Annotated in this window: 14 protein-coding genes; 2 read left to right on the plus strand and 12 right to left on the minus strand. The window is 44.0% G+C overall.

The features are described from left to right. Positions 1 to 28 precede the first annotated feature (28 nt). The 4 genes from H7F26_RS03365 to H7F26_RS03380 form a co-directional block, all read right to left on the minus strand. Positions 29 to 1,423: an ATP-dependent helicase ComFA gene (locus tag H7F26_RS03365; RefSeq protein WP_003185720.1), complete on the minus strand. Its 1,395-nt coding sequence runs from the start codon at positions 1,421 to 1,423 to the stop codon at positions 29 to 31. Positions 1,424 to 1,543: 120 nt separating this feature from the next. Further along, entirely contained in the window at positions 1,544 to 2,386 is an 843-nt protein-coding gene (locus tag H7F26_RS03370; RefSeq protein WP_003185726.1) for a DegV family protein, read from the minus strand. 119 nt (positions 2,387 to 2,505) lie between these two features. Next, positions 2,506 to 3,195: a two-component system response regulator DegU gene (gene degU / locus H7F26_RS03375; protein ID WP_003185730.1), complete on the minus strand. Its 690-nt coding sequence runs from the start codon at positions 3,193 to 3,195 to the stop codon at positions 2,506 to 2,508. A gap of 81 nt (positions 3,196 to 3,276) precedes the next feature. Next, complete coding sequence (locus tag H7F26_RS03380; RefSeq protein WP_003185733.1) at positions 3,277 to 4,434, minus strand: two-component sensor histidine kinase DegS; 1,158 nt, start codon at positions 4,432 to 4,434, stop codon at positions 3,277 to 3,279. A 213-nt stretch (positions 4,435 to 4,647) separates the two neighbouring features. On the opposite strand from H7F26_RS03380, the gene H7F26_RS03385 reads away from it, so the two are divergent. Together H7F26_RS03385 and H7F26_RS03390 are read left to right on the plus strand one after the other, a co-directional pair. After that, positions 4,648 to 5,286 carry a YigZ family protein gene (locus tag H7F26_RS03385; RefSeq protein WP_003185736.1) on the plus strand — a complete coding sequence of 213 codons (639 nt, stop codon included), beginning with the start codon at positions 4,648 to 4,650 and terminating at the stop codon, positions 5,284 to 5,286. 14 nt (positions 5,287 to 5,300) lie between these two features. Then, complete coding sequence (locus tag H7F26_RS03390; RefSeq protein ID WP_003185737.1) at positions 5,301 to 6,377, plus strand: LCP family protein; 1,077 nt, start codon at positions 5,301 to 5,303, stop codon at positions 6,375 to 6,377. A gap of 84 nt (positions 6,378 to 6,461) precedes the next feature. Here the strand turns inward: H7F26_RS03390 and H7F26_RS03395 are convergent, their stop codons facing one another. The 8 genes from H7F26_RS03395 to tuaD all read right to left on the minus strand — a co-directional run bounded on the left by H7F26_RS03395 (position 6,462) and on the right by tuaD (position 14,660). Beyond that, positions 6,462 to 6,836, minus strand: coding sequence for a YunG family protein (locus tag H7F26_RS03395; RefSeq protein ID WP_003185738.1), 375 nt, complete (start codon positions 6,834 to 6,836; stop codon positions 6,462 to 6,464). A 119-nt stretch (positions 6,837 to 6,955) separates the two neighbouring features. Further along, entirely contained in the window at positions 6,956 to 8,020 is a 1,065-nt protein-coding gene (locus H7F26_RS03400) for a glycosyltransferase family 4 protein (RefSeq protein ID WP_003185739.1), read from the minus strand. A 130-nt stretch (positions 8,021 to 8,150) separates the two neighbouring features. Further along, positions 8,151 to 9,332 carry a teichuronic acid biosynthesis protein TuaH gene (tuaH, locus tag H7F26_RS03405; protein WP_011198354.1) on the minus strand — a complete coding sequence of 394 codons (1,182 nt, stop codon included), beginning with the start codon at positions 9,330 to 9,332 and terminating at the stop codon, positions 8,151 to 8,153. A gap of 27 nt (positions 9,333 to 9,359) precedes the next feature. Continuing rightward, complete coding sequence (gene tuaG / locus H7F26_RS03410; RefSeq protein ID WP_009329674.1) at positions 9,360 to 10,118, minus strand: teichuronic acid biosynthesis protein TuaG; 759 nt, start codon at positions 10,116 to 10,118, stop codon at positions 9,360 to 9,362. 29 nt (positions 10,119 to 10,147) lie between these two features. After that, positions 10,148 to 10,822, minus strand: coding sequence for a teichuronic acid biosynthesis protein TuaF (tuaF, locus tag H7F26_RS03415; protein ID WP_009329675.1), 675 nt, complete (start codon positions 10,820 to 10,822; stop codon positions 10,148 to 10,150). Positions 10,823 to 10,863: 41 nt separating this feature from the next. Next, the gene (gene tuaE, locus H7F26_RS03420; protein ID WP_073425430.1) at positions 10,864 to 12,318 is read right to left on the minus strand and encodes a teichuronic acid biosynthesis protein TuaE; all 1,455 of its coding nucleotides are present in this window, start codon (positions 12,316 to 12,318) and stop codon (positions 10,864 to 10,866) included. 63 nt (positions 12,319 to 12,381) lie between these two features. After that, positions 12,382 to 13,311 (minus strand): NAD-dependent epimerase/dehydratase family protein, encoded by a 930-nt coding sequence (locus H7F26_RS03425; protein ID WP_009329677.1) that lies wholly within the window; start codon positions 13,309 to 13,311, stop codon positions 12,382 to 12,384. A gap of 17 nt (positions 13,312 to 13,328) precedes the next feature. After that, on the minus strand, positions 13,329 to 14,660 hold the full coding sequence (tuaD, locus tag H7F26_RS03430) for a UDP-glucose 6-dehydrogenase TuaD (protein WP_011198356.1): 1,332 nt from the start codon (positions 14,658 to 14,660) through the stop codon (positions 13,329 to 13,331). Positions 14,661 to 14,788: the final 128 nt, after the last annotated feature.

Below are 14,788 nucleotides of genomic sequence, written 5' to 3' on the forward strand. Positions count from 1 at the left end.
ATAGGTATACTTTACCATGAATATCAGACTAGTCAATCAACATTTCCTTTTTAGACATTTTATTCATGTTTTGAATATGACGTCGTGCCGCATTCATCGACTTTGTCCTGCCGTAATGAAAGAAACAGACGTCTCCATCTGTGTGCTCGGGATGCCTGCCGGCTCTTCCCGCCATTTGGACGAGGGCGCTTTCGGTAAAAACCGCCGACTCTGCCCCCAATACTCCAACCTGCGCTTTTTTGACGGTCACTCCTCTTTCCAAAATCGTTGTTGTCACGAGCACCTCAAGCTTACTTTCCCTAAACCGGTTCACTTTTTCATTTCTGTCAGGGTCATCGGCATAAACTCCTTCAGCGCGAAATGTTTCCTTTTTCAGCACACTGACCACAGATTTAAGAACAGGGACAGAGGGAACGAATAAAAAAACCGGTTGCTGCAGTTCTTGGTGCTTAAAAAGCCATTTTTTGAGGCGAAAAGGAACTTTTCTTCGTTTCAAACTCTTTTTCCAATTTCCGCACCAAATCAATGTAGGTTCAGGCAAGGGGCTGCGGTGGAATCTCGCGGGAATACGGACGGTGTCCAGCTTTCCGCTCTCAGCCCTTTTTTTCATATCTGCTGAAGGCGTGGCAGTTAAATAGATGTGAGCGCTTTGCCGTTTTGCCGATTTTTTAACAGCGTATTGCAGCGTGTTATCAATAGAATACGGAAAAGCATCCACCTCATCTATGATGATCACGTCAAATGCTTCTTTATAGCGGAGCAGCTGGTGGGTAGTTGAAATGATAAGCGGCGAGAGATTCCCAACGTCTGAGCTTCCTCCGTACAAAGCGGCAATTTCCACCCCTGGAAAGGCTTGGCGAAACCGCGGAGCAAGCTCGAGTACGACATCGGTTCTCGGAGTAGCGATACATACTGTCAAGCCGTTGTTCAGCGCGAATTCGATCCCTTGAAAGAGAAGTTCTGTTTTCCCCGACCCGCAAACCGCCCAGACCAACAGTTCTTCTTTTCTTCGTATAGCATTGATAATGGATTTGGCCGCTTTCTCCTGACCTGCTGAAAGCGCGCCTTTCCACTCCGTATGAACAGGCGCCCATTTATGGCTGACATGCATGTGCCAAGTCAACAGAGGCGTACAATCGCTCACCCTGCCCATCATGACGCAGGATCGGCAGTACACGCAGCATTTACTGCACCGATAGCAAGGATACCGGGCGAAAAATGAGCGTTCGTGCTGGCCGCACCTCAAACAAATAAAGCCTTTCTTCGTTTTTTTAATACCTTCCTCCGTTTTTATCAAGCCTTCTTGGATATGCCAATCAACGACGGATTCACGAAAAGGAAGTTCGCTTTTCAGAAGGTGGCGCTGCTCCAAACATGACCGCAATTCACGGGTATAGAATGCCGGTTGTTCGATGTGAATCACCTCCAATCTGCCATTTAGTATCTATCATCCATGGTTTCTTGTAAAACAGTCAAAATCTAAAAATCTCCCTTCAAAACAGTTGAAAAAAAAATCTCCGTTTTGCAAAACGGAGATTGGCTTTTATACTGTATACCAGGCGATACCCATCGCTCCTTCACCAAGGTGAGTGCCGATCACAGGCCCGAAATAGCTTTTATAAAATTCGACATGTGCATATTGCTTCGACAATTCTTCGATTATTTGATCGGCTTCTTCTTCACGGTTGGCATGAATCACAACCGCTCTCAGCGGCTTTCCTTTCTCGGCATCTTCGCCAAAAAGCTCAAATAAACGGTTCATCGCTTTTTTTCTCGTCCGGATTTTCTCGTAGGGAACGATCAGCTTGTTCTCAAAATGCAAGATCGGCTTTACTTTTAAAAGGCTTCCGACAAAAGCCTGGGCGCCGCTCAGACGTCCTCCCCTTTGCAAATGTGAAAGGTCGTCAACCATAAAATAAGCCCTCATCGAGGTTTTCATATGATCCAAGTGGCGGATGATTTCCTCAGGAGCCGCTCCTTTTTCCGCCATCTCAGCCGCCTCGATCGCATAAAAACCCTGAGCCATGCAGCTGATTTCCGAATCAAACGGATACACTTTAATTCCTTCAAGCATACCGCTTGCTGATACAGCGCTGTTGAATGTTCCGCTGATGCCGCTGGAAAGGTGGATGCTGATGACCGCGTCATATGTTTCACCGAGTTTTTCATAGAGAGAAATCAACTCGCCGTAGGCGGGCTGGGAAGTCGTCGGGAGATTTTCGTGGGCTTTTACTTCTTTGTAATAGTCCTTCCAGCTCATATCGATCTCTTCCCTGTATGAAGTCTCTCCAAAGATCACATTGAGAGGTATCATATGAATATTGTAGCGGTCACGCAGGTCTTTAGGTATATATGCCGTACTGTCTGTTACTACTGCTGTTTTCATGAAATAAACCTTCCTTATGAAAGATACTCTTTTCTATTCTAAAAGAAAAAGCAGCTTTTTTCATTATAAAGTTTAATTTTCTGCCAAAAGAAAAGACCTGCCTTATGGCAAGTCCATCTTTATCTCATTTCTACCCAGCCGTTTTTAATGGCTACAACAACAGCCTGCGTTCTGTCGTTTACATTCATTTTTTGAAGGATGTTGCTGACATGGTTTTTAACCGTTTTTTCACTGATAAATAATGATTCGCCGATTCCGCGGTTGCTTTTTCCATCCGCCAGCATCTGCAGTACCTCGCATTCCCTTCTTGTGAGAATGTGAAGAGGTCTCCGGATTTCCGGATACACCTCATGCTGAGCGTGAGATGATACACCGCTTGTTGCAAGACGGCGGAATTCATTCACAAGATTGTGTGTAACCTTAGGATGCAGATAAGATCCGCCTTCAGCTACTACTTTCACGGCTTCGATCAGCGTATCGGCATCCATTTCTTTCAGCAGATAGCCCCGGGCTCCTGTTTTTAATGCATGTGTAACATAGTTTTCGTCATCATGGATGGATAAAATAATAACCTTTGATTCCGGATACAAGTCGACCAGTTGTTTTGTCGCTTCTACTCCGTTCACATTCGGCATATTAATATCCATGATAACAACATCAGGATGGTAGTGCTCGACAATGCGAGCCGCTTCATCTCCGTCGTCTCCTTCGGCCACTACCTCAAAGGTAGGTTCGAAATCCAAAATCCGTTTGACACCTTCACGGAATAACTGATGATCGTCAATAATTACAATATTTACTTTAGTCACAAGCTACGCCTCCCCATTCTCATTGTTAAACACACCGCTTTTATGGTCAATATGTCTTTTGTCTCTATTTTACAATTATCTTTACAAAGACAGTGGAACTTTAATCAATATAAATGTCCCAAGACCTATTTTCGAATCGATTGTCATTGAGCCTTCGAGCAAATCGACTCTTTCTTTCATACCTAGCAGACCGAAAGATTTGTTCTTCTTGCCTTTTACTTCTTTTAAGTCAAAGCCGTTTCCATTGTCTTTGATAATCAGCGTCACAAAATCTTTTGTCACTTCTACTTTAACATGAATTTCAGTTGATTCGGAGTGTTTTAAGGCGTTTGTCACCGCTTCCTGTGCAAGCCGGAATAGTGCAACCTCAAACCGCGGTGCTATTCTTCTTTCTTCGGATTCTCCGATGCATTGGAAATGAATCTTTGCTTTTCCATGATAATCTTCGATCGTGTTCAAGTATTTTCTGAGCGTCGGTATCAATCCCAAATCGTCTAAAGCCATCGGCCTTAAATCATAAATGATTCTTCTGACTTCATAAAGAGCATTTCTGACGTTTTGCCGGAGGTTTTTAATTTCCTGAAAGCCTTCTTCTGTTCCTTTGTCTCTGAAGATGCGTTCGATCAGTTCAGATCTCATCATAACGTTGGCCAGCATTTGCGCAGGACCGTCGTGAATTTCCCTTGAGACCCTTTTTCTTTCTTCCTCCTGGGCTTCGATAATCCGCAGTCCGAAATCCTGCTTGGCCTGCGCATCTTCAAGGAGAACGCCGACCTGGCGCAGATCCTGATTTAAGTAGTTTAAGACGACGGTAATCTGACTGACAAGCCCTTCTGAACGCTCGATGATTTCCTGAAGCCCCAAAAGGCGCCGTTCCAGATCATCACGCTTCTCTCTCAGCTGCTTTTCCCGCTGCTGGATCATTGTCAGTTCAACCTGCAGTTTGTGGGCTTTTTCATAAGCTTCGCGAATCTCTTCTTCACTGAATTTATGAAAGTTTCTGCTGACCTCTGACAAGCGGTTCCGCGCATGGCGGGCATGCACTTCCAGCCTGTCTCCAAGATCGATGACTTCGTTGACCTGCTGTTTAATCTGTTTCAGCTCTTCTACCAAGCCTTCGTATTGCTGGCGGGACTGCTCTCCGATTTGAAAGACTTCATCCTTGCTCCCGTCAACCGTTTTTAACATCTTCATAATGATTGAATCTAAAACTTTGGAGTCCATTTTGGAAACGCTCACCCATTTTCCCTCCGTAACAGCATTGTCATTTAGTTTTATCATAAATTTCATTGAACTGAAATTCGTGTCGAATTATAATGAAAGAATGCGTATTCTGGTTTTTTTATGGTTACCGATCCATTTCTATTTAATCATAACAAAATACGCGCCAAAATTCTAAGTCTGTTCGATTTTTAGGAGAACAGCCGCAGGCTTGTCAGGAGGTAAGCAGGCATGCTGCAAAGCTATCTGACTGTTGCAGGTGAAGGGACCCATGAAATCGTGATTGAAAAATCCCGGTTTATATGCCACTTGAGCCGCGTCAGTACTGAAGAAGAAGCACAGAACTTTATCAACCACATAAAAAAGCAGCATTGGAATGCGACGCATAATTGCTCGGCTTACGTCATAGGAGAAAATGATCAAATTCAAAAAGCGAATGACGACGGAGAACCGAGCGGGACAGCGGGCGTACCGATGCTTGAAGTTTTGAAGAAACGCAACCTTAAAGATACATGCGCCGTTGTGACGAGATATTTCGGCGGCATTAAACTCGGCGCAGGAGGATTGATAAGGGCTTACGGAAAATCCGTGTCAGAGGGGCTGAACCATGTCGGCGTTGTCGAACGAAAGCTGATGCGGGTCATGCACACCACTGTGAACTATACATGGATCGGCAAGCTTGAAAACGAGCTTCGCGAGTCCCCTTATCAAATAAAAGACGTTCACTATGCAGACGATGTCGAATTTGAAACGTATGTCAAGGAAAGCGAAAAACAGGCATTTACGGAATGGATAACCGAATTAACAAATGGCAAGAGTGAGAATAGAGAAGGCATTCAAGTCTATTTGGAAGAAGCTTTTAATAATTAAAGGAGAATCATCTTATGGCTGAGCGTATTAAAGTGAAAGTGCGGAAAAAAAAGAATAAAAAGAGAAGGCTGATTAAACGGTTTATAGTCCTTATGCTGCTCGCACTTCTCGCAGTCGGCGGAGTGGGCATATATAAAATTATAAACACGATTTCCGCGGCTGACGGCACTTATGATGAGCTTGAACGCGGAGAGAAGTCGAAGCTCAGGGACGATGTTGTTGATATTCAAAAAAAGCCGTTCTCGATTCTTTTTATGGGGGTTGAAGATTATTCGACAAACGGCGAGCACGGCCGGACGGATTCCCTGATTGTCGTGACGCTCGATCCTAAAAAGAAGTCGATGAAAATGCTGAGCATTCCGCGGGACACAAGGGTTCATTTGGCCAGCGACACAACCGGCACAAAAACAAAAATTAATGCGGCCTATGCAAAAGGCGGCAAGGATGAAACAATTGAGACGGTTGAGGATTTCCTCGGCATCCCGATCGACTACTATGCAACGGTCGATTTTGACGGGTTTAAAGATGTCATCGATGAAATCGGCGGAATCGATGTCGATGTGCCGTTTGACTTTAGCGAAAAAAGCGATGTCTCCAAATCGAAGAGAATCTATTTTAAAAAAGGAAATATGCATCTAAATGGTGAGGAAGCTCTTGCCTACGCAAGGATGAGAAAACAGGATAAGCGTGGAGACTTCGGGAGAAACGACAGACAGAAGCAAATTTTAAAAGCCGCTCTTGATCAAATCTCAAAACCGCAAAACCTCGCTAAAATTGATACAATTGCCCAAAAAGCAAGCAAAAACATTCAGACGAATTTTAGAATCACGCAGGCGCTGGCGCTTCAACAAATTTACAGCGGCTTTGCCGGCGATGATATCAAAACATTAAACATCACAGGACAGGATCTTACGATTGCAAATGTTTACTACTTTGAGCCTGACCAGCAAAACCTGGAAAACGTGCAAAATGAATTGACCCATCATTTGTACCCGGACTCAGCTGCCGATTCGAGCGGAACATCGTCTGAATCTTCCGCAACCGCTGACGGTGCGGACAGCTCAGCTGAATCGTCTGCTGCTTCTTATTGATCGGCTCTGTTGAATGTTAAATTCATAAATGAATAAATTGAAGGGGAACTCTTTATATATTTAGGGTTCCCCTTTCTTTTTAAGCTAGCGTAACTTACTATTTGAACAAGGCAAATGATTGATCATACTATGCTTTAAATAATTATACTGTTTTTCGCTGGTATCTGAGAATGCCTCGTCTCTATTTGAGGGAATATCCATATACAGGATGTCTTCTTTGAATTGAGAAACCGTTAAATCATATCTTTTACCATTGACAAAATTATAAAAATGCCACCCTTCAGGCAGCTTTGTTTTCTTTATTTCTCCACCTAATATATCATTTACGACTAGCGCGGTTACGCCGCATTGTCCCTTGGCAGGGTTATCCTTACTCCATTTTGAACTTGAATCTGAAGACCAGGATTTATACAATGCTTTCACTATTTGTTCGATTTGTCCAAGGTAATGATCATCCATAAATAACCCTCCTTTTCATAAAGTTTTAGTTATTCAGCCATTATTAAAAACCCGCTTATGATACTTCCGGAAATGCGGTAAAAATAAAACCCCTGGAAACCAGGGGTTTTTTGCGTTCATTAATTCCTCTTCACCATCCGCCTGTAAAACTTCGTAAAAGGCTTGTACTGCTCATTTACAAGGCCTGTCACCTCTGCGATGATCTGCATGAACAGTATTAAGCCGAAGATGATGAAGATGGACACCCATAGGGTTGCGGTTTTTAAAAGAATGGCGCTCAGGCTGAAGACGACGCCGATTAAATAAATGACGATAACGGCTTTCCGATGGGACAGGCCGAAGGCCATCAGCCTGTGGTGAATATGCGATTTATCGGGAGCCGAAATCGGCTGCTTGTTTAAAATCCGCCTGATGATCGCAAATGTCGTGTCAAATATCGGCACTCCTAATATAATAATCGGGATGACGACGCTGAACAGAGTCACGCTTTTATACAGCCCCAGCAGCGACAGAACCGAGATCACATAGCCCAAAAACAGCGAGCCCGTGTCTCCCATAAAAATTTTCGCCGGGTGGAAGTTGTAGAACAGAAAGCCGACCGTGCTTCCGATGACTACCAGCGACAAAGAGAAGATCAAGATTTTATCGGCAGAAAACGCCATGACGGCAATCGTCGAGAGGCCGATGACGGATATACCCGCAGCCAGTCCGTCCAATCCGTCGATTAAATTGATGGCATTGGTGATCCCGACGATCCACAAAATCGTCAACGGGTATGCGAGCCACCCCAAATCAAAGCGAAGATCCCAAAACGGAATCGATAAAAATTCCATTTTCAAGCCTGTACTGACGATGATGCAGGCTACTAATACTTGTACGATAAATTTAATTCTCGCGCTTAAATTGTATTTGTCATCTACAATGCCTAAAATGACGATCATAAAAGCACCGAGTGTAATTGCTGTTATTCTGTTTTCATAAAGGCCGCCGGCAAACGAACCGGTCAATACTCCTATAAAAATGGCTAAACCGCCCATTCTCGGCATTACTTTATCATGTATCTTTCGTTTATCCGGCTGATCCACGACCCCGGATTTGATTGCTAGACGTTTGACAAGCGGAGTAATAATTAAAACAGTAATGAGAGAGACAAAAAACGCAATTACAGTGCGTTCATAAGACATAAGGAAGTCTCCTTTTTAAATGAAGTCTGGTCGTATAAAAGATCATACCTTTTCATTATACAATTTCATTATTTATTATAACAAGCTCCAGCCAAAAGAAACATCACGAATTAATATCCCCCGCCGCAAATTATGCATCCTTATTCAAGTTCAATTTATCAAGCATCATTAAAAATAGATGATGCCAGTCTCTTTCACGTGCGATCTTTCTGCGCAGTTCCACATGGGAAACATCATCATGCGCAAGCTCCAGCTCTTCACAAACCGCTGTAAATTCAGCGGGGTCGTTTCCTGTTAAATGACGGTAAACGTGTTCCTGTTCAACCTTTTCCGTTGAAGGGAGGTTCATACCTGCGACAGGCTTTCCGGCAGCCAAAAATTCAAACAGCTTTAAAGGAAATACCGCATTGTTATATGGCGACGGTTTATACGGCATGATACCGATATCCACTACATTCATATAAGCTGGTACTTCTGACGGCGCAGCGGGGCCCGTCCAGATGACATTATCTTCTTCAAGAAGCGCTTTAAAATCTTCGTCTCCGTTTGTCCCGTCAGGACCGACAAATAAAAATGTCCACTCTTTTTTTGTTCTGGCAGCTTCTTTGACGAGCTTAAAATCGAGCTTCGGCTTGATTCCTCCGATAAAGCCGAGGACGGTTCCTTCCCTTCCCTTCAATACATCCGCTTTTTGCATATTTTCTGCAAACAAGCTGTACTCCACACCGTTTTCGATTGTAAAAACCGGCTTTGTCTCTCCTTGAAGCCGGTCTGCTACATTTTGTTGCAAGTATTCGGAAGTGCAAAAAATCGTATCAGCAGCTTTGATGATTCTGCCTTCAGCTTCAAAAATGACCTTTTGCCTGAATCCTGAGACAAGGCTTTGGCTACCGCTGATCGGGGCCGCCCACAGGTCGCTGCAGTCATAGATGACCTGATCCCATTGATAAAGCGACGACAGCAGCGGAAAGCCGGGGAAGGTGTACCATAAGCACACCTTTTCTCCCTGAACGTCTTCTTTCAGCCGGTCAAGCAGCGGCTTCAGCTTGCTTTGATAGAAAACATCTTTGTAGCGGGCAAACCTGAATATTTTCTTTTTCAAAAAATCTTTGACTGCAAATTGCTTGATTCCGTTGTCAAGCAATGTAAAAGTCTCACGGGAAGGATTTTCAGACGGACAAACCCAAATGACTTCCTTCGTCTCCTTGCGGCCTGCTAAAAACTCAGCAAGGCGGTGCCTTCTGTATCTTAGCTGATCCTGCCCCCATTCACCTGTCGCTACTATGACGTGTATGAATTGATCTGCTTTCACTTTCAATCACCTTTTCTGTCAATGCCGTTATAATCTTTTCATTACTGCGTTCTTAGCGTAATGGAAAAAGCACCATGTCGCTTTCATCAAGTGAAGTCGTTCGATTTCCCTGTATACGTACCAGGTTTTTCGCGCCGCCTTCCACTTGTTTCTGGAGATCGATGTTTCAACGATGCGGTATTCCGCGAGGGGTTCGTTCAGTCCATATGCCTTGAACCCCCGCTTTAATACGGACAGCCATGTCGCCAAATCCTGGCGGGTTCTAATATTCGGCATCCGGATATCACCCGTTTGTTCTCTGTCAATCATCACCGTCAAGCAGCCGATGATCGTATTTTTTAATACATCATCATATGTAAGGCTTACGGGTGCATGAATGGTTTTATGAAGCGGTTCGCCGTCTTGGCTGATCAGCTCGTATGCCGTAAATGAGAAAGCATGCTGATGCTTTCTCATGAAGGCGAGCTGCTTATCCAGCTTTTCTGCTTTCCAAACATCATCGCTGTCCAAAAAGGCGACATAGCGCCCTTCGGCTTTGCTGAGCGCCGCATTTCGCGCCGCTGCAGCACCTTGATTCTCTTTCAGAAAAATGGCATGGATCCGCTCATCATCTTCTTCATAGCGCTTCAAAATGTCTCTTGTCCCATCTGTTGAGCAATCATCGGCAATGATCATTTCCCAGTCGGAAAACGTCTGATTTAAGACGGACTTAATGGTTTTTTCGATAAATTCCTCCGCGTTATAGGAAGGCGTAATGACAGAGATTAAAGGTTTTTGCCTCGTCATGGTCCTGATCCACATCCCCAATTAAAAATTTAACGTTCTCTGAAAACTTCCGGAATGACAATGATAAAAAATGACAGCGCTAAACCGATCAGTACGCCCAGCACCGCTCTTTTCTTAGGCGACATGCCGGCAGCCTGGTTATCAAGCACGATCAACGGCTCAATTTCTTCAGCAGCCTTCATATCAAGCTTGCTTGTTTCAAGCTCATACAAAAACCGCTGTTTGTCAACTTTGGAATCAGCGCTGACTGTTTCGTCTTCAAGCGCCTTAATATTCTTTTCAATGACTTCTTCTCTTTTTGAGAACAGCGCCTTATCGCCTTTCATATAGGCATCTTTAATTTTTCCTAAAGTATCCAATGTTTCCTGTTTATCAGGCCCTGTGTAGCTTAAGTTGAAAAGTGAATCCGTTCTGATTTCAATCGCCAGATCGTCTTTCAATTGCGCCAGATCCTCTTCCGGCATATCCGGGAAAATGTCCTTTAAAAAAGCTTCGTTTTTCAACAGCAGCGGCACTTGCTTTGCATTGTTGTACTTCGCTTCTCCATAGTTCCCGGTTGATATCGTTACAGTAGCCGTGTAATTAGATGGAGCAACGCTTCCCTTCGGCATAAAATAGCCGACAAGACCAAGAATAAGAGGAAGCGCAATAATCGCCACAATAAACTTTTTCACTCTACCAGCAATACGTTTGATTAAATTCATCACATGAATTTCTCCCTGTTTTTAAATTCGATTTTCAAAAATCACCTATACTGTTCGGTTTCATCCGTTCCGCAGACTCTAAAGGTATTAACCGTCGCAATCACAAGCGCGAGGAACACCCAATGGAAATATAAATTCGAGACGGAACTCGGACTGATGCTTGACACAAGGAAGGCGACGAGCGCGGCTGTCAAACCTTCAATAAGAAGCTTTGGCCGTCTTCCAAGCGATCTTTTATAATATCTGTAAAGCACGGTTATTAAATAAATGTACATCGTTAAATAACCGAGCATCATCACCACTCCAAAATTCGTCATGATCTCAACGAGCCAGTTATGAACCTCCACGACCCGGTCCGTATCGAACAGTGCATGATGCTCCAAATAATATGGCACATTGCCGGCGCCGACGCCAAATCCGTAAGTATCCAGCACATAATGCCCGGCGTTTTTCAACAAATTCGCCCTGGCGACATTGGATGGCAGCGGCTCGCTGAAATCGTGTGCGGTTTGCGGAGCCAAAAAGTATGTATAAAAAGCTCCGGTAATCTTTCCTGCAAACAGTGTGACAAAAGCGATACATCCTGCAGCTGCGGCGATGAGCGCCCATTTTTTAAGCACCTTCGGCAGCAAAATGAACACATAAACGGCAAGGCCGGCTATGACCCCCAGGATGCTGGCTCTTGATCCAGTCAGGAAAATCAAGTATGCCGAACAGAACGCAAGGAGCAGCCCCGCTATTTTTAAGTAGCTGTTTTTAATGTTTTTGAAAAAAGATAAATAAAAGAAAAAGCTGATGGACAGAAATGTCGCAAAGTCATTCTGGTTGAAAAAAACGGATGTCGGATAGTGCTGTTTATAGTGCGGCCCGTTATAAAGGGTCGAGCTCGGCAGGTGGTTTAACGTAAAGTGATTGTAAAACCCGATGACCATTAAAAATACGGTCATGACAAGCCATATGTAATAAAACGCGAGAATACGATCCATTTTTTGAAAAAACATGACAACCAGAAAAACAAAAAACATTCCCATTGCCAATAGGAACAGATATTTTATGCCATCAGTGGCAGACTTGACCCATAGCAGCGAAATCAGTCCATAGCAGAACCAAAACGCGAAAAACATCAGAATGCCTTTGACATGCACCTGCTTCCACTTTTCAAGGTGCTGGCTGCCTTTCAACATTTCCGCTATGAATAAGAATCCTGCCAGAATCAGAAGTATTCGATATGGAAACAGGCTGAAAAAGCCCAATTTAATCGCAAAAAAAGCATTGTTGGCAAAAGTTGCAGCGATGAGCAGATATAATACGGGCATCAGCAATTGCTCGGACGACAAATACTTCCGGAGCACAACGATCACAGCCAGCGCAATCAAAATTAGACACGCCAGCAAGATTTTTTTTGCATTGGACTGGGCCAATACAACGAATGCTAACCCTGCGGTCAATGCGGCGAGCCAAACCAGAACATTGACCGCGGAACGTTTGAGACTCATTTTTCCCCCTCCTTCCGCTTCTTTCTGGAAAAGGGCTGCCGACATCAGCCAGCAGCCAGTGATTTACGTATTCATTTCTTTTTTATAATATGAAATGGTCTTTTCCAGTCCTTCAGCAAGCGGCATTTTTGGTTCCCAGTTTAAGATTTTCTTTGTTTCTTCATTACACAGTGTGCTGTGGCGGATATCCCCCGGCCGTTCATCTTGATAAATCGGAGAAAGCTCAGAGTTCGTCGCTTTTTTCATCTCTGTAAACAGCTCATTGACCGTGATGGAAAAGCCGTTTGAAACATTTAAACAAACGTTTGATTGAGCTTTTAGCGCCTTTACGTTGGCACAAGCTACATCACCGACATAAATAAAATCGCGTGATTGTTCTCCGTCTCCAAAAATTACCGGAGCCTTGCCGCTGGTCAGCAAATCGGAGAAAATCGATACAACGCCGCCCTCTCCTTTTGCATCCTGGCGCGGCCCGTACACGTTGCTGTACCGCAAAATGCAATACTCGGTTCCATATAGATCATAAGCCAGTTTTAAATAGTTCTCCACTGTAAGCTTCGTCAGCCCGTAGGGTGAGCCTGGGTTTGTTTGGTGACGGGTGTCGACAGGCAGGTAATCCGGATTTCCATAAACAGCCGCTGATGATGCAAAGACGATCTTTTTCACATTGCATTCACCAGCTGCTTTAATGATATGGAGCGATCCTCTGATATTGATGTTTTCATCATTTAAAAAATCGCTGACAGACTCCGCTACGCTTACTTGTGCAGCTAAATGAACAATATAATCGGGATCAATGCTTTTGATGACGTCGATGACTTCCGGCTTCGTGATATCCTGCTCATAAAAGTCAATTGGGAGACCGTCAATGTTGGAGCGGTGTCCCGTAGTTAAATTATCAAGAATTGAAACCCGGTAATTTTCTTTTAGAAGCTGTTCAGCAATATGCGAGCCGATAAATCCGCATCCGCCTGTCACTAGTACTTTTTCCATTGTTATCCCCCCGTTGTTTATACGTTGGTCAGGATTCCTTCTCCCTGTACTTCCGGCCGTCCGATTGAATGGTAGATCATGCCTTCGTTTCTCATTTGTTCAATTTCAAATATATTTCTTCCATCGATTAAGACGGGGTTTTTCAAAGCAGACTTAAGTTTGGCAATATCCATGTTCTGTACTTCCGGCCACTCCGTCAATATGACGCACGCATCCGTATCCTGAATCGTCTCATACAGATCTTCGCTGTAAACGGCTTGATCGCCGAGAAGCTTTTCTGCTTCAGGTACAGCAATCGGATCAAACGCTTTGACTTTAGCACCGAGGCTTCTCAGCATCGGAATGACATCCAGAGACGGCGCCGAGCGCATATCGTTAGTATTCGGCTTGAATGCCAGCCCAAGAACCGAAATGGTCATGCCGTTTAAATCGCCGAACACATCAAGGAGCTTTTGCACAATGTGGGCGCGCTGCTTTTGATTCGTCTCGATGACAGCTTCAATCAATTTAAAAGGATAACCGACTGACTTCGCGATTTGCAATAAAGCCATCGTGTCTTTAGGGAAGCAAGAGCCGCCAAAGCCGATTCCGGCTTTTAAAAATTTACTGCCGATTCTGCTGTCGAGTCCGACGCCTTCAGACACCTTGGATACATCAGCTCCGACCCTTTCGCAAATATTCGCGATATCATTAATGAACGAGATCTTTGTAGCCAAAAATGCATTTGCAGCGTATTTAATCATTTCTGCACTTTCAAGGTTAGACTTGACGATTTTCGTTTGAAATGGCTTATGAAGCTCTTCAATAATGGCAGCAGCCTTTTCGCTTGTCGCGCCGATGACTGCTCTTTCCATATTCATCGTATCGTAAATAGCTGTTCCTTCACGAAGGAATTCCGGATTCGACACGACGTCGAAAGGGAATTCCCCTTTTGAATTGCGTTCTATAATGGCTTGTACGAGCTTTCCTGTTCCAACAGGGACAGTGCTTTTGTTGACGATGACTTTATAGCCGTTCAGGTGCTTCCCGATCATTTCGGCAACGGATTTAACAAATGTCAGATCCGCTTCCCCTGTTTCCGACATCGGTGTACCGACTGCAATATAAATAATCTCAGCTTCTTCAATCGCTTTTGGAATATCAGTAGAGAAAAATAAGCGATTTTCGTTTACGTTTTTATCCACAAGTTCTTTTAGGCCGTTTTCATAAATCGGCATCACTCCGGCTGAGAGTCCTCTTATTTTTTCAGCATCAATATCGCAGCAGACAACCGAGTTTCCCACTTCGGCAAAACAAGTTCCAGACACCAGCCCGACATATCCCGTTCCAATGACAGCGATTCTTTTCAACATTATCATTCCCTTCTTTCAGCTGACCCTTCAAATCCAATAGCTTGATTTAGGTAATGATCTTTATCTCTTTCTATTGAAAAAATCTGGGTTTTTCGTTTTCCCAATCCTTATTTTTATTAGCTTAG

The sequence above is a fragment of the Bacillus sp. PAMC28748 genome, from assembly GCF_014250415.1.
GTDB lineage: Bacteria > Bacillota > Bacilli > Bacillales > Bacillaceae > Bacillus > Bacillus licheniformis.